At 67.5% G+C, this 14,882-nt stretch carries 12 protein-coding genes and 1 tRNA gene; 12 read left to right on the top strand and 1 reads right to left on the bottom strand.

Going from position 1 to position 14,882, the window contains the following annotated elements:
- Nucleotides 1-139 precede the first annotated feature (139 nt).
- The 4 genes from LN047_RS00785 (at nucleotide 140) to LN047_RS00770 (ending at nucleotide 3,082) form a co-directional block, all read left to right on the top strand.
- Nucleotides 140-215, top strand: a tRNA-Asn gene (locus LN047_RS00785).
- Nucleotides 216-384: 169 nt separating this feature from the next.
- A complete protein-coding gene (locus tag LN047_RS00780) occupies nucleotides 385-1,278 on the top strand; it encodes a LysR substrate-binding domain-containing protein (protein WP_373980927.1) in 894 nt (297 codons plus the stop codon).
- Between the two features lie 108 nt (nucleotides 1,279-1,386).
- Entirely contained in the window at nucleotides 1,387-1,860 is a 474-nt protein-coding gene (locus LN047_RS00775) for a RidA family protein (RefSeq protein WP_128829732.1), read from the top strand.
- A gap of 25 nt (nucleotides 1,861-1,885) precedes the next feature.
- Nucleotides 1,886-3,082: an aminotransferase class V-fold PLP-dependent enzyme gene (locus LN047_RS00770; RefSeq protein ID WP_373980926.1), complete on the top strand. Its 1,197-nt coding sequence runs from the start codon at nucleotides 1,886-1,888 to the stop codon at nucleotides 3,080-3,082.
- Nucleotides 3,083-3,095: 13 nt separating this feature from the next.
- On the opposite strand, the gene LN047_RS00765 is transcribed toward LN047_RS00770, so the two are convergent.
- Nucleotides 3,096-4,001 carry a DMT family transporter gene (locus tag LN047_RS00765; RefSeq protein WP_373980925.1) on the bottom strand — a complete coding sequence of 302 codons (906 nt, stop codon included), beginning with the start codon at nucleotides 3,999-4,001 and terminating at the stop codon, nucleotides 3,096-3,098.
- A gap of 172 nt (nucleotides 4,002-4,173) precedes the next feature.
- On the opposite strand from LN047_RS00765, the gene LN047_RS00760 reads away from it, so the two are divergent.
- The 8 genes from LN047_RS00760 to LN047_RS00725 all read left to right on the top strand — a co-directional run bounded on the left by LN047_RS00760 (nucleotide 4,174) and on the right by LN047_RS00725 (nucleotide 14,879).
- Nucleotides 4,174-5,064 (top strand): AraC family transcriptional regulator, encoded by an 891-nt coding sequence (locus LN047_RS00760; protein WP_179690774.1) that lies wholly within the window; start codon nucleotides 4,174-4,176, stop codon nucleotides 5,062-5,064.
- A gap of 108 nt (nucleotides 5,065-5,172) precedes the next feature.
- Nucleotides 5,173-6,630, top strand: a complete 1,458-nt coding sequence (locus LN047_RS00755; protein ID WP_373980924.1) for a DUF2868 domain-containing protein — start codon at nucleotides 5,173-5,175, stop codon at nucleotides 6,628-6,630.
- Nucleotides 6,623-8,008: a GTPase/DUF3482 domain-containing protein gene (locus tag LN047_RS00750; RefSeq protein WP_056327767.1), complete on the top strand. Its 1,386-nt coding sequence runs from the start codon at nucleotides 6,623-6,625 to the stop codon at nucleotides 8,006-8,008. The genes LN047_RS00755 and LN047_RS00750 overlap by 8 nt, the downstream gene beginning before the upstream one ends.
- 262 nt (nucleotides 8,009-8,270) lie before the next feature.
- A complete protein-coding gene (locus LN047_RS00745) occupies nucleotides 8,271-9,878 on the top strand; it encodes an ABC transporter substrate-binding protein (protein ID WP_373980923.1) in 1,608 nt (535 codons plus the stop codon).
- Between the two features lie 119 nt (nucleotides 9,879-9,997).
- The gene (locus tag LN047_RS00740) at nucleotides 9,998-10,969 is read left to right on the top strand and encodes an ABC transporter permease (RefSeq protein ID WP_056327765.1); all 972 of its coding nucleotides are present in this window, start codon (nucleotides 9,998-10,000) and stop codon (nucleotides 10,967-10,969) included.
- 12 nt (nucleotides 10,970-10,981) lie between these two features.
- Nucleotides 10,982-11,908, top strand: coding sequence for an ABC transporter permease (locus LN047_RS00735; RefSeq protein WP_223573838.1), 927 nt, complete (start codon nucleotides 10,982-10,984; stop codon nucleotides 11,906-11,908).
- Between the two features lie 7 nt (nucleotides 11,909-11,915).
- Complete coding sequence (locus LN047_RS00730) at nucleotides 11,916-13,643, top strand: ABC transporter ATP-binding protein (RefSeq protein WP_062840160.1); 1,728 nt, start codon at nucleotides 11,916-11,918, stop codon at nucleotides 13,641-13,643.
- 27 nt (nucleotides 13,644-13,670) lie between these two features.
- The gene (locus tag LN047_RS00725) at nucleotides 13,671-14,879 is read left to right on the top strand and encodes an amidohydrolase family protein (protein ID WP_056327762.1); all 1,209 of its coding nucleotides are present in this window, start codon (nucleotides 13,671-13,673) and stop codon (nucleotides 14,877-14,879) included.
- The last annotated feature ends 3 nt before the right edge of the window (nucleotides 14,880-14,882 follow it).

Raw genomic sequence — 14,882 nt, 5'->3', positions numbered from 1 at the left:
TCTTCTGGCGGCCATGATACGGGATCAGGATGACGGCAAGCTTGAAAAACAGGGCCGGCCTCACTGGCCAAAACCGCAATTTTCCGCCTCGCTTTGCATTCTTCCGATTTTTTGTGCATAATTCGCCCCCTCTACCTGTTCCCCGATAGCTCAGTCGGTAGAGCGACGGACTGTTAATCCGCAGGTCGCTGGTTCGAGCCCAGCTCGGGGAGCCAAGAATTTGCAGTACCGCAGTACCCTTAAAAAAGCCCGCAACGTGTTTGCGGGCTTTTTGCATTGGCGCACGAAGCTGCCGTCCGGGCCCGGGTTGTCGACGCCCAGGTTGCCAAGCCGTGCGCATCGCGTAGCATGGCCCGGGTCCGCACCTTCCCGCCCTGCACACCGATGCGTTCATCGCGATCCCTGCCGCCCCTGGTTTCCCTGCGCGCCTTCGAAGCGGCGGCGCGGCGGCTGAGCTTTTCGCAAGCCGCGGAAGATCTGTTTGTCACGCAAAGCGCCATCAGCCATCACATCCAGCGCCTGGAAAAAGAACTGGGCGTCGCGCTCTTCGAACGGCGCACGCGCGCCGTGGCGCTGACCGAAGCGGGCCAGAACTATTTCCGCAGCGTGCATGCGGCGTTTGAACTGCTGCGCCAAGGCACCGACGCATTGCGCGGGCCCGAGCCGGCGCGCTACACCCTGCGGATCGGATTGCTGGCGTCGTTCGCCACGCGCTGGCTGGCGACGCGCCTGCCCGCCTTTGCGGCCGCGCATCCTCACATCGATCTGCAACTGCAACCCGACATCGCGCTGGCCGATGTGGCGGGCGGAGAGGTCGACGCCGCGATCCGTTATGGCCGTGGCGGCTGGCCCGGCGTGCGCAGCACGTTGCTGATGACCGAACGCCTGTCCGTCGTATGCGCGCCCGCGCTGGTCGCGGGCAGGAAGCGGCCGAAGACGCCCGCCGATCTGCTGCGTCTTCCGCTACTGGTCTCTCACGCGCGGCACCAGTTCGAATGGGACGCCTGGGCGCACGCGTTCGGATTCGATCTGGGCGCGGCCCGCACGGTGCGTCTGCACGACTACAACATCGTCGTCGAAGCCGCGCTGGCCGGCCAGGGCCTGGCGATGGGCCGCGAGCGGCTGATCTCCTCTCACCTGGCCAGCGGCGCGCTGGTGCAAGCCCTGCCGGGTGCGGTGCTGCAAGACCCGCGCATCGGCTGGTGGTTCGTCACGCCGCGCGGGCCATTGAGCGCGCCGGTCCAGGCGCTGCACGACTGGCTGGCGCACACACATTAGTTTTACTCATACCTACTTCGCAAGAATTGATTGGTCAGGCCACGCCGCGGCCGATAGCATCGGGGAAGCGTCAAGACGCGCTTTCCCTTTTTTCATAGGTGATTCGATATGACCCGCAGCATTTCCGCCCGCGTTGCCGAGCTTGGCCTGACCCTGGATCCCGCCTCCGCCCCGGCCGCGAACTATGTGCCGTTTGTCCAGGAGGGCAACCTGCTCTACATCTCGGGCCAGATCTCCCGCAAGGATGGCAAGGCCGCGTATCTGGGCCAATTGGGCCACCAGGTGTCCGACGCCGACGGCGTTCAGGCTGCGCGCGCCAGCGCCCTGGGCATCCTGGCGCAGATCGCTGCCGCCACGGGCGACCGTCTGGACCGCGTGGCACGTGTCGTGAAGCTGGGCGTGTTCGTCGCCAGCGCCCCGGACTTCAATCGCCAAAGCGTCATCGCCAACGGCGCGTCGGACCTGATGGTCGACGTGTTCGGCGACGCCGGACGCCATGCGCGCAGCGCCGTCGGCGTGGCCGCCCTGCCGCAAGGCGTGTCGGTGGAAGTCGAGGCCGTCATCGCGCTGACCCCGGCCTGATACGCCCCACCCGACAGGAACCGCCATGACCGCCCCCCTGACCCCAAGCGCCATCCAGGCGCTGCGCGCCCACGCGCCCGGCACGCAAAGCTCGGTGCATTTCAATCACGCCGGCGCATCCTTGCCGTCCACGGCCTCGATCCAGGCCATTCACGCGCATCTGAAGCGTGAAGCGGCGCAGGGTCCGATGGAAGCGGGCGTGGCGGCGCGCGACCTGACCGAAGCGGCCCGCACGCTGGCCGCACAGCTGTTGAACGCGCAGGTCGAGGAGATCGCGTTGACCGGCGGCAACTCGCCGGGCTGGGGCGCCGCCTTTGCGGCGCTGCCGGCCTGGCGGCCCGGCGACCGCATCCTGGTGGGCCGTCACGAATGGGGCGGCAACCTGGCGGCCATGCGGCTGATCGCGCAGCGCGCGGGCGCCACGCTGGAGACCATCCCCTCGGACGACAGCGGCTGCGTGGACCCGCAGGCGCTGGAAGCCATGCTGGACGACAGGGTGCGGCTCATTGCGCTGACGTGGCTACCCGCCAACGGCGGCCTCATCAATCCGGCCGCCGCGATCGGGCGCGTGGCGCGCAAGCACGATATTCCCTATTTCGTGGACGGCGCCCAGGCCGTGGGTCAGATTCCCATCGACGTGCGGCAAGTTGGTTGCGACGTGCTGAGCGGCGCAGGCCGCAAGGCCTTGCGCGGACCGCGCGGCACCGGGCTGCTGTACATGCGGCGCGAATTCCTGGATCGGCTCACGCCCGCCTTCGTGGACACGCATTCCGCGCCGCTGGGCGTGGACGGGGAACCCGTGCTGCGCGCCGATGCCGCGCGCCTGGAATCCGCCGAGAATTCATTGGCGCTGCGTTGCGGCCTGGCCAATGCCCTGCGCGAAGCGCTGGATCTGGGCCTGGACACGATCCGCGCCACCATCGATGCCACCGCCCAGACGCTACGCGCCGAACTGGCGGCCATTCCCGGCGTATCGGTGCTGGACCAGGGGCGCGAGCAATCCGGGCTGGTCGCCTTCAACCTGGCCGGACAGGACGCCGCCGACGTTCAGCGCGCGCTGGCCGCGCAGGGCATCACCATCGGCAGCAACGGCGTGCCGTACACGCCGCTGGACATGCAGGCCCGTGGCCTGGACCGGATCGCCCGCGCGTCCGTGAGCTATCTGACGAACGGCGATGAAATCGATCGCCTGCTGCAGGCCTTGCGCAAGCTGGCGGCCTAGCCCGGCAATGGGCTCAGGCGCGGCCGGCCAGCGCCGGGCGCTTGGAAAACGGCGACCATTTCGTGAAGACGAGCAGGTTGCCCAGCATCACCAGCGCAAGGCCGGCGATGGCATAAGGTGTCCAGCGGTAGCCTTCGACCACCGTCGATATGCTTAGCGCCACGACCGGAAACAGCACCGTGCAATAGGCGGCCCGTGCGGGCCCCATGCGGCCGACCAGCGTCAGATACGCGGTAAAGCCCACCACGGAACCCACCACGGCCAGATACAGCAACGCGCCCACATAAGCGGGCGACGAATAGAAGCTGAACGGCACGCCTGCGGCCAGGCAGCCGGCCAGCAGGATGCCCGCCCCGTAAAGCATGCTGTAGGCGTTGCCGGTCAGCGGCCGGATGCCCGCGCGCTGCTGCAGGGACGACAGCATGTTGCCCGTGGAAAAGCACAGGGTGCCGAGCAGCGCAAAGCCCAGGCCCAGCAGCGTCTCGTGGCTGGCCTGCTGGCTTGCCAGTTCCGGCCAGAAAAGCAGCACCAGGCCGCAAAACCCCAGCGCGCCCGCCGCCATGATGCGCGGCGCGATGCGGGTGCCGAACCAGAGCCGCGCATTGAGCGCGTTCCACAGCGTGGCGGCCGAGAACACCACCGATACCAGGCCGCTGGGAATCCACTGCGTGGCCGAATAGAAGCACAGGAAGTTCAGGCAGAACAGGCACAGGCCCTGACCCACGCACAGCCAATGACCCCGCCGGTCCAGCTTTTGCAGTTTGCGCAGGACAAGCAGCGCCACGAACAGCAGCAGGCCCGCCAGCGCGAAGCGGTAGAAGATCGACACCGGGATGGCCACCACGCCAAGCTGCAGCTTGATGGCGATCCAGGTGGAGCCCCAGATCAGGACGGTGAGCAGATACAGCGAAAGATTCATGATACGACGGGCGCGGCAGGCCACGCGAAGTGCTGATACGGACATCGGCGGCCATGTTTGATCGCCGGGCATCCAGTGTGCGCCGCGATGCCACGCCGCGATTGCCGGTTCTTGCGCTTTTGTCCGAATCGGGCGCGTCAAGCGCCCGTGGACGGGAGTAGCATTCCTTTCCATGGGCACCCCCGCTACGGCTCCGGCCGATTTCTCTGTTTTCCGCACGCTGTCGCGTTCGACCGCGACGCTTGAGCGCGCCGCGTCGCTGGGCGAGGGCATGGCGATCTCGCAGTGGTCGCGCACCGCCCGCGAAACGCTGGGCTACGAAACGCCCGGCCATCACACGCTGTCGCTATACCTGCGGGGCGGAGACCGGTCGTTTCGCGTGGGCCAGGACTCGCTGCATGGCGGCGCGGGCAAATTCTGCGTGCTGCCCGCCGAGCACCATTCCCGCTGGAGCATGAACGACAACGTGCATTTCCTGCACCTGTACATCGCCCCGCAGCGGCTGGCCCGCGAAGCCGTCATGCGGCTGGACTGCGAACCGCGGACGCTGGAACTGCGCGACCGCACCTACATCCAGGACGACTCGCTGATCGACGTCTGCCGCCGACTCCTGGGCACGGACTGGAACCAGCCCGCCGACCGGCTGGCCGCCAGCAGCGCCGCCGAGACCGTGCTGCACCACCTGCTGACGCAGGGTGTCACGCGCAAGACCCCGCAACCGGTCCGCGGCGGCCTGGCGCCCGGCGTGCGCCGCCGCGTAATGGACTATGTGGACGCGCATCTGGCCGATGCCCTGACGCTGGACGAACTGGCTGGCGTCGCCGCGCTGTCCACGTATCACTTTGCCCGCATGTTCCATGCCTCGTTCGGCGAGCCGCCGCATGCCTGGGTGCGCGGCAGGCGCCTGGCCCGCGCGCGCAGCCTGCTGGCGGCCGGCAAAGGCGACCTGGCGGCCATTGCGCAAGCCAGCGGCTTTGGCAGCGCCAGCCACCTTGCCCGTGTCTTTCGCGATGCCATCGGCGTCACGCCGGGCCAGTATCGCAGCGCGCGCGCCAGCCACTGACCCCGACCATCCGGGATGCCGCCGGCCGCAACACGCGGTCTACAATGGCGCATCGCCCTCGCGGCTTCACTTGGCCTTTGCCGGCCTTCTCCCGCCTGCACCGACGCGATGCCGTCCCCGACCTCTCGCGATACTTCCCCCCTCATCGACAGCGCCGTTCAGCGCCCCTTGCGCGCGCACTGGCTGGCCGAGCTGATCCGATTGCGTGAGGCGCACTGGGGACCGCTCGAGGACGCGCAGGCGGTGCGCCAGGTGCGTCAGCTCGATGCCGGCCTGCCGGCGCGCATCCTTGCCCGCGCCGCGCTGCTGGCGCACCGCGAAAACCTGATTCCCCTTGTCGATGGCTGGCGCCGCAGCGCCGTGGCCATGCTGGCCGTCCTGTTCTTCTTGGCCGTGCTCTCCGGCGCGGCCGCCGCCCTGGGCGCGCTGGGCGACGGCACGCGGGCCGTGAACGTGCTGTGGGCGCTGGGCGCGCTTCTGGGGCTGCACGCGCTCACCTTTCTGCTGTGGCTGGCGAGCTTTCTGCTGCGGCCCGCCGCCGTCACCGGCCTGGGCCGCCTCTGGCTGTGGGCCACGCGCAAGCTCGCGCGCGGCCCCGACGGCGCGCTGGTGCCACAGGCCTTCCTGAACCTGCTGACGCGCGCGGGCGCGTTGCGCGGCCTGTTCGGCAGCATCAGCCATCTGTTGTGGCTGACGGCGCTATGCGCCGCGCTGGCGACGCTGCTGGTGGTGCTGTCCACCGCCAGCTACCGGTTCGTCTGGGCCACCACGCTGCTCGCGCCCGAGTCGTTCGTGTGGCTGACGCAGGCCATCGGCTGGCTGCCGGCGCATCTGGGCTTTCCGATGCCCGACGCCGCGACCATACGCGCCAGCGACGGCACGCAAGTCCTGCCGGCCAGCGCGCAGGCGCAGTGGTCGCTCTGGCTGATCGGCGTCCTCGTGGTCTACGGCATCGTGCCGCGCTTGATTGCCGGCGGGCTGTGCGTGGCGGCCACGCTGCGCGCCTTGCGCCGCGTGCGCATCGACCCCGCGCTGGCCGGTTTCTCCACGCTGCGCGACCGGCTTGAGCCGCCCGCGCTGTCCACCGGCATCGACCGGCCCGTCGATCCCCTGCACGAACCCCGCGTGCGGGCGCCGGCGCTGGACGGCCTGGGCGGGCAGCCGGTGCTGCTGGCGCTGGAACTGCCCGCGGATCTGCCGTGGCCGCCCGCGAACCTGCCCGACGGCATCCGGCAGGCCGGCAACCTGGACACGCGCGAGGAACGCAACCGCGTGCTGGACGCGTTGGCGCAATCGGCCGCCGCGCGCCTTTTGATCGCGTGCGATGCGCGCCAGACGCCGGATCGCGGCACGCTATCCCTGATCGCCGACCTGTCCGCGCACGCGGCGCAGACGCGGGTCTGGCTGATCCTGCCGCAAGCCGGCGCCCACGCCCCCGCCGGGGCTGGCACCGAAACCCGCGCCGAGCTTTGGCGCGACCGTCTGCTGGCGCTGGGCCTGCCGGCCGACGCCATCCTGCTGGCGCCCGTTGCGCCGCTGACCTGGCTGGAGACCGGCCATGGCTGAACTGATCAAGATCGCGCTCGTTGGCCACACCAATACCGGCAAGACGTCGCTGCTGCGCACGCTGACACGCGACACCACCTTCGGCGAAGTGGCTGACCGGCCGGGCACCACGCGCCACGTCGAAGGCGCCCGCCTGCGCCTGGATGGCCGGCCCGTGCTGGAATGGTTCGACACGCCCGGCATGGAAGACAGCATCGCATTGCTGGAATACCTGGAACGGCTGGATCGTCCCGGCGAACGGCTCGACGGCCCCGCACGCATCCGCCGCTTCCTGGACACGCCCGAAGCGCACGGCCGCTTCGAACAAGAGGCGCGCGTGCTGACCAAGATGCTGGACTGCGACGCCGCGCTGTACGTGATCGACGCGCGCGATCCGGTGCTGGGCAAGCACCGCGACGAACTCGCCATCCTTGCCGCCTGCGGACGACCGCTATTGCCGGTGCTGAACTTCGTCAATGCGCCGGCGCACCGCGCCGACGCGTGGCGTGACGCGATGGCGCGGCTGGGCCTGCACGCCGTGGTGGAGTTCGACACGATCGCGCCGCCGCTCGATGGCGAGCAACAGCTGTACGCCAAGCTTGGCGTGCTGCTGGACCGTCACGCCGGCGCGCTGGCCCGGCTGTCGGACAGCCTGGCCGCGCAGCGCCGCCAGCGCCACGCCGCGGCCTACGAGCTGGTGGCGGACCTGCTGATCGACGTGGCCGCGCTGCACGTGTCCAGCGCCAGCGACGACGCGGCGCTTGCCGCCGCTTCAAGCCAGTTGCGCGACCAGGTGCGCCAGCGCGAACAGACCTGCGTCAACGCGCTGCTCGCGCTCTACAACTTTCGCGCCTCGGATTACGCCGACGACGCGTTGCCTTTACAGGGCGAGCGTTGGGGCATGGACCTTTTTCATCCGCAGGCGCTCAAGGACATGGGCGTGCAAGTGGGCATGGGCGCAGCCGCGGGCGCCATGGCCGGCGCGGCCGTCGACCTCATGAGCGCGGGTCTCAGCCTGGGCACCGGCATGCTGATCGGCGCGGCGGCCGGCGGCCTGTGGCAGGGCGTCGAAAAGCTGGGCAAGCGCGTGGCGGGCAAGCTGCGCGGTTATCGCGAGATCAGTGTCGACGATGCCGTGCTGCGGCTGCTGGCACTGCGCCAACGGCAGTTGATCGAAGCGCTGGAGCGCCGCGGCCACGCCGCGCGCGAGCCGTTGCGCCTGGACCTTCCGGACGACGAGGCCTGGCGCAAGGGCCCCTTGCCGGACGCGCTGAAAGAAGCGCGCAGCCGGCCGGAATGGTCGGCCCTGGGTAAACACCATGAAGACAGCGACCGGCGCAAGCGCATGCTGCTCGAATTGGCGAAAACCCTAGCATCCGCGCCGCTCCCGGCCGATTGACCGGCGGCCCGCGCGCCTCGCAGCACGCACCATTCACGGCATCCGGCAAGCGCGTGATTACCCCAATCCAAACCAATTGACGCTTAAACGAATGCGTCGATAAGATTCGATCTGCATCGACGCGGGTCCGTCCCCGTCATGCCAATCACAAGGGGTTGGGTCTATCGACTCCAGCAGCAACGCCATGCCCCGGATGCCCTTTGGGGCCGGGGCCCTGTCACTTCTGTCGCGCAATCCGCGCACCACACGGAGCATGAGGGCTATGCGTACTTTTCCCCACTTCAAGCAGGCGGCGCTTGCCGTTGCCGTGGCCGCCTCGCTGGCCTTCAGCGCCGGCGCGGCCGCCAAAACGCTGCATTGGTCGTATCAAGGCGACGCCACGTCGATGGACCCCATGGCCCTGAACGAAACGTTCACGCTGGGGTTCCAGGGCAACATCTACGAAACGCTGGCAGGCTACGACGGCAACCTGAAGCTCACGCCGCTGCTCGCCGAGAGCTGGGAAAATCCCGAGCCCACCAAATGGGTCTTCAAGCTGCGCAAGGGCGTAAAGTTCCATGACGGCTCGCCCTTTACCGCCGACGACGTGATCTTCTCGTGGAAGCGCAGCCTGACGCCGGGCTCGGACATGAAGGGCTATGGCGCCAAGGCCAGCGACATCAAGAAAGTGGACGACTACACCATCGAAGTCACCACGCCCACGCCCAACCCCATCCTGCCGCGCGAATGGGTGTTCTTGTACATCATGAGCAAGAACTGGGCGGAAAAGAACAAGACCACCGAGGCCACCAACGTCAAGGGCGACAACCAGGGCAACTACGCCAACCTGCACGCCAACGGCACCGGCCCCTTCATGCTGACCGAACGCCAGCCCGACGTGAAGACGGTGCTCAAGCGCTACGACGGCTACTGGAACAAGGACATCAAGACCAATATCGACGAGGTCGTCTTCCAGCCGATCACGCAGGAAGCCACGCGTGTGGCCGCGTTGATCTCGGGCGAGATGGACGTCGTGCAGCCGGTTCCCGTGCAGGACTGGAAGCGCCTGGAAGACGCCAAGGGCGTCAAGCCGCTGACCGCGCCCGAAGCCCGCGCCATCTTCATCGGCATGGACCAGGACCGCGACGAGCTGCTGTTCTCCGACGTAAAGGGCAAGAACCCGTTCAAGGACGCGCGTGTGCGCGAGGCCGTCGTGCTGGCCGTGGACACCAAGGCCATCAACGAGAAGATCATGCGCAACGCGGCCAAGCCGCTGGGCACCCTGATCGCCACGTCCATCAACGGCTACGACGAATCGTTCGGCGCGCCGTACAAGCCCGATCCCGAGCGCGCCAAGAAGCTGCTTGCCGAAGCCGGCTATCCCAAAGGCTTCACGGTGACGATGGACTGCCCGAACGACCGCTACGTCAACGACGAGAAGGTCTGCCAGGCCGTGGCCGGCATGCTGGCGCGCGTGGGCATCAAGATCAACCTGCTGGCGCAGACCAAGTCCAAGTACTTCGGCAAGATCCTGCTGCAGGCCGGCAACCAGACCAGCATGTACATGCTGGGCTGGACGCCCAGCTCCACCGATGCGCACAACACGCTGCTGAACCTGACCTCGTGCCGCGACGCCAAGACGGCCGCGGGCCAGTTCAACCTGGGCGGCTACTGCAACAAGAAGGTCGATGAGCTGACCAACAAGATCGGCGTCGAAACCGATCAGGCCAAGCGCAACGCGATGATCAAGGAAGCCTTTGGCATCGTGCGCAGCGACTTCGGCTACCTGCCGCTGCACCAGCAGCCCATGTCGTGGGGCGTGAAGGACAACGTCACCGTCATCCAGCGCGCCGACGACGTGCTCGACCTGCGCAACGTCGTGCTGCCGTAAACGCCGCGTGATGCAACCCCGGGCGGCGCGCGCCGCCCGGACGCGCCCGGCCCAGCCCCCACTCCCGCCTCGCGCGTGGAACGCGGCCCGGCGCCGTCCGAACCAAAGGGCTTTCAGACATGCTTTCCTTTATTGCGCAGCGGCTGGTGCAGTCGGTGCTCGTGATGTTGACGGTGGCGCTGATTGCGTTCTCCATGTTCCGCTACGTGGGCGACCCGGTCGCCAGCATGGTCGGCCAGGACACCACGCCCGAACAACGCGCGCAGTTGCGCGAACAGCTCGGCCTGGACGATCCGTTCATCGTGCAGTACGCCCACTTCGTCGCCAACGCGGTACAGGGCGATTTCGGCATGTCGTACCGGCACCGCCGCCCGGTCAGCGAGCTGCTTGAAGAGCGCATGCCGGCCACGCTGGAACTGTCGTTCGTGTCCGCCGTCATGGCGCTGGCGCTGGGCATTCCGATGGGCATCTACACCGCACTCAAGCGGCACGGCGTGCTGTCCAAGGCATTCATGGCGATTTCGCTGGCCGGCATTTCACTGCCCACCTTTCTTATCGGCATCCTGCTCATCCTGTTCTTCGGCGTGCAGCTGAGATGGCTGCCCAGCTTCGGGCGCGGCGACGTCGTCAGCCTGGGATGGTGGACCACGGGCTTTCTGACCAAGTCCGGGTGGCTCGCGCTCATCATGCCCGCCATCACGCTGGCGCTCTTTCAGATGACCCTCATCATGCGTCTGGTGCGTGCCGAAATGCTGGAAGTGCTGCGCGCCGATTTCATCAAGTTCGCGCGGGCGCGCGGACTGCCGGAACGGCTGATCAATTTCCGCCACGCGCTCAAGAACACGATGGTTCCCGTCATCACCATCACCGGGCTTCAGCTCGGCTCCATCATCGCCTTTGCCATCATCACCGAGACGGTGTTCCAGTGGCCCGGCATGGGGCTGTTGTTCATCCAGGCCATCAGCATGGTGGACATCCCCGTCATGGCTGCGTATCTGGTGCTGATCGCCTTCATGTTCGTGGTCATCAACCTGGTCGTCGACCTGCTTTACTTCGCCGTGGACCCGCGTCTGCGCGTGCAGAGCAAATAAAGGATTCACCCCATGATTGCTCGCATCGCCCCCTTCTTCACGCGCGCCGCCGACAGCGACCTGTGGCACAGCTTCAAGCGTTCGCCCGGCGCCATCGTCGCCGCGGTCGTCACGCTGGTCATCGTGCTGGGCGCGTTGTTCGCGCCCGTCGTGGCGCCGCACAACCCCTTCGATCTCGCGTCGCTCAGCATCATGGACGCCAACACGCCGCCGGCCTGGGAAGAGGGCGGCAGCCCCGACTTCCTGTTGGGCACGGACGATCAGGGCCGCGACATCCTGTCGGCCGTGATGTATGGCTCGCGCGTGTCGCTGCTGGTCGGCTTTGCCTCGGTGCTGTTCTCGATGGTGCTGGGCGTGACCCTCGGCCTCATCAGCGGCTACGCGGGCGGACGCGTGGACAGCTTCATCATGCGCATCGCCGACGTGCAGCTTTCGTTCCCGGCCATTCTGGTGGCGCTGCTGATCGACGGCGTGGCGCGCGGCCTGCTGCCGCGCGACATGCACGACCAGCTGGCGCTGTATGTGCTGATCTTCGCCATCGGCATTTCCGGCTGGGTGCAATACGCGCGCACGGTGCGCGGCTCCACGCTCGTCGAGCGCAACAAGGAATACGTGCAGGCGGCCAAGCTGATCGGCATCGGCCCCATCACCATCCTGCGCCGCCACATCCTGCCCAATGTCATGGGGCCGGTGCTGGTCATCGCCACCATCCACCTGGCGGTGGCCATCATCACCGAGGCCACACTGTCGTTCCTGGGCGTGGGCGTGCCGCCCACCGCGCCGTCGCTCGGCACGCTGATCCGCATCGGCAACAGCTATCTTTTCTCGGGCATGTGGTGGATCTCGATCTTCCCCGGCATCGCGCTGGTGGCGCTGGTGCTGTCGGTCAACCTGCTGGGCGACTGGCTGCGCGACGCGCTCAACCCCAAGCTGCGCTGAGGACGTCATGGCCCTTCTGAACATCGAAGACATCCGCATCGAATTCCCCAGCCGCCGCGGCACGCTGGTGGCGGTGGACGGCGTATCGCTCGCGCTTGAGAAAGGCGAGATCCTGGGCGTGGTCGGTGAATCCGGCGCGGGCAAGTCCACGATCGGCAACGCCGTCATCGGCCTGCTCGAAGCGCCCGGCCGCCTGGCGGGCGGCGCGGTGCTACTGAACGGCGAGCGCATCGATACGCTCACGCCCGCGCAGAAGCGCAAGGTTCGAGGCCGGCGCATCGGCATGATCTTCCAGGATCCGCTGACCTCGCTCGACCCGCTGCAGACCGTCGAAAGCCAGCTGGTCGAAACGATGCTGGTGCATCTGGATCTGACGCACGACGCGGCAAAAAAACGCGCCGTGCAGCTTCTGGCGCAGGTCGGCATCGACCAGCCCGAACTGCGCGTGCAGCAGTATCCCCATCAGTTCTCGGGCGGCATGCGACAGCGCGTGGTGATTGCGCTGGCGTTGTGCTGCGAACCCGAGGTCATCATTGCCGACGAGCCCACCACCGCGCTGGACGTATCCATCCAGGCGCAGATCCTGGATCTGCTCAGAAAGCTGTGCCGCGAAGAGCAGGTCGGCATGATCATCATCACGCACGACATGGGCGTGATCGCCGACGTGACCGACCGCGTCGCCGTGCTGTATCACGGCAAGCTGGTGGAACAAGGCCCCACGGCCAAGATCCTGGGCGACCCCGACCACCCCTACACCCGCAGCCTCATCTCGGCCGTGCCGCGTCCGGACATCAAGCTGCGGCGCTTTCCGCTGGTGACCTACATCGAGGACGTGAAGACGCCCGCGCAACCGCTGGACCTGGCCACGCACTGGCTGGGCCAGCGCCGGGACTTCGGCAAGCGCACCGAAGGTCCGCTGGTCCAGGCGCGCGACCTGTCGATGCGGTTCGTGCTCAAGAGCGCCTTCTTCAAGCGCAACCAGCGCACGCTGGACGCGGTCAAGCGCGTGAACCTGTCCATCGGCGAAGGCGAGGTCTTTGGGCTGGTCGGCGAATCGGGCTCCGGCAAATCGACGGTGGCGCGGTTGATCTCGGGGCTTTACACGCCCAGCGAAGGTTCGGTCACGTTTGGCGGCACCGACCTCACGGCGCTCAAGGGCGAGAAGGAACTGAACCCGTTCCGGCGGCAGATCCAGATGATCTTCCAGGATCCGTTTTCGTCGCTGAACCCGCGCATGCGCGTGCTGGACATCGTGGCCGAGCCGATCCGCTTTCACAAGCTGGCCGCCAGCGAAGCCGAAACGCGCCGCATCGTGGCCGACCTGCTGGACGTGGTGGGGTTGGGCAGCCGCGCCGCCGAACGCTTTCCGCACGAGTTCTCGGGCGGGCAACGCCAGCGCATCTGCATCGCGCGCGCGCTGGCCACGCGGCCGCGCTTTTTGATCTGCGATGAGCCCACCTCGGCGCTGGACGTGTCCATCCAGGCGCAGATTCTGAACCTGCTCAAGGACCTGCAGGAAGAGCTGGGCCTGACCATGCTGTTCATCAGCCACGACCTGCCGGTGATCCGGCAGATGTGCGACCGCGTCGGCGTGATGCGCCACGGCGAACTGCTGGAAGTGGCCGACACCGAATCCCTGTTCGAACATCCGCAGCATCCCTACAGCCAACACCTGCTCGGCCTGATGCCTCGCCTTCAGTCCATGTCCCGCGAGGGGCTGGACGTGGTGAGCTGACACCGCGCGCCCCCGGAGCCCACTGACATGACCGCGACACGGCAGACCCTCTTCATCGGCGGCAAGGTATTCGACGGAGAAGGGCAGACGCTGCCCGGACACGGCGTGCTGGTCGAAGGCGCGCGCGTGGCTCGCGTGGCGCCGGCTGCGGAATTCTCAGGTTACGCAGGCGCCCGCGTGGACACCACCGGCATGACGCTCATGCCCAGCCTGGCCGATTGCCACGTGCATCTGGTCTACACGGGCGGCGCCGACCCCAACGCGCAATTGAGCAAGCAGGGCCCCGCGCAGATCACGCTGACCGCGCTGGAGAACGCGCAGGCCAGCCTGCGCGGCGGCGTCACGGCGCTACGCGACTGCGGCGGCAAGGATTATCTGGAATTCGGCGTGCGCGACGCCATTGCGCGTGGCGTGTTCCCCGGTCCCACCATCAAGGCCTCGGGCCGCATCATCTGCATGACGGGCGGCCACGGCAACCGCATCGGCCGCGTGGCCGACGGCTGCGAGGAAGTCGTCAAGGCGGTGCGCGAACAGGTCCACGCGGGCTGCGACCTCGTGAAGATCATGGCCACGGGCGGCGTCATGACGCCGGGCGTCAGCCCCATGGACGCGCACTACAGCTTCGACGAGATGAAAGCGGGCGTGCACGAGGCCAAGCGCTTTCGCAAAAGCACCGCCAGTCACGCGCAGGGCACGCAGGGCATCCTGAATGCGGTGCGCGCGGGCATCGATTCGATCGAGCACGGCATCTTCATGGACGACGACTGCCTGCGCGAGATGCTGGAGGCCGAGACCTACCTGGTGCCGACCATCGCCGCCGTGCGCAACATCATCGCCAATGCCGACAACGGCATTCCCGCCTACGCGGTGGAAAAGGCCCGCGCGGTGGAACAGCGGCATCGCGAGTCGTTCCAGATGTACTACAAGGCGGGCGGGCGCATCGCGCTGGGCACCGACGCGGGCACACCGTTCAATCTGCACGGCGAGAACGCGATGGAGCTGGCGTACATGGTGGAGTTTGGCATGACGCCGGTGGACGCGTTGATCGCCGGCACGTCACGCGGCCATGACCTGATGGGCATGACCGATCACGGCGTGATTGCCGAGGGCAAGGTGGCCGACCTGCTGCTGGTGCAGGGCGACCCCGCCGAAGACATCATGAAGGCCGCCGACAAGCGCTTTCACGTGGCCGTGCTGCGCAACGGCGAACTTGCGGCGGGCGCCTTGCCGTTCTGAACC

Origin of the sequence: Achromobacter sp. JD417, assembly GCF_041879325.1 — a bacterium.
GTDB lineage: Bacteria > Pseudomonadota > Gammaproteobacteria > Burkholderiales > Burkholderiaceae_B > Achromobacter > Achromobacter mucicolens.
The sequence above is the reverse complement of the archived record's forward strand: the minus strand, read 5'-3'. Positions and strand labels throughout refer to the sequence as shown.

What these genes read in the sequence shown, in the direction of transcription:
- LN047_RS00765 (WP_373980925.1), bottom strand. Translation starts at nt 4,001, where the DNA reads ATGAATCTTTCGCTGTATCTGCTCACCGTCCTGATCTGGGGCTCCACC.
- LN047_RS00735 (WP_223573838.1), top strand. Translation starts at nt 10,982, where the DNA reads ATGATTGCTCGCATCGCCCCCTTCTTCACGCGCGCCGCCGACAGCGAC.
- LN047_RS00770 (WP_373980926.1), top strand. Translation starts at nt 1,886, where the DNA reads ATGACCGCCCCCCTGACCCCAAGCGCCATCCAGGCGCTGCGCGCCCAC.
- LN047_RS00750 (WP_056327767.1), top strand. Translation starts at nt 6,623, where the DNA reads ATGGCTGAACTGATCAAGATCGCGCTCGTTGGCCACACCAATACCGGC.
- LN047_RS00760 (WP_179690774.1), top strand. Translation starts at nt 4,174, where the DNA reads ATGGGCACCCCCGCTACGGCTCCGGCCGATTTCTCTGTTTTCCGCACG.
- LN047_RS00740 (WP_056327765.1), top strand. Translation starts at nt 9,998, where the DNA reads ATGCTTTCCTTTATTGCGCAGCGGCTGGTGCAGTCGGTGCTCGTGATG.
- LN047_RS00725 (WP_056327762.1), top strand. Translation starts at nt 13,671, where the DNA reads ATGACCGCGACACGGCAGACCCTCTTCATCGGCGGCAAGGTATTCGAC.
- LN047_RS00755 (WP_373980924.1), top strand. Translation starts at nt 5,173, where the DNA reads ATGCCGTCCCCGACCTCTCGCGATACTTCCCCCCTCATCGACAGCGCC.
- LN047_RS00780 (WP_373980927.1), top strand. Translation starts at nt 385, where the DNA reads ATGCGTTCATCGCGATCCCTGCCGCCCCTGGTTTCCCTGCGCGCCTTC.
- LN047_RS00775 (WP_128829732.1), top strand. Translation starts at nt 1,387, where the DNA reads ATGACCCGCAGCATTTCCGCCCGCGTTGCCGAGCTTGGCCTGACCCTG.
- LN047_RS00730 (WP_062840160.1), top strand. Translation starts at nt 11,916, where the DNA reads ATGGCCCTTCTGAACATCGAAGACATCCGCATCGAATTCCCCAGCCGC.
- LN047_RS00745 (WP_373980923.1), top strand. Translation starts at nt 8,271, where the DNA reads ATGCGTACTTTTCCCCACTTCAAGCAGGCGGCGCTTGCCGTTGCCGTG.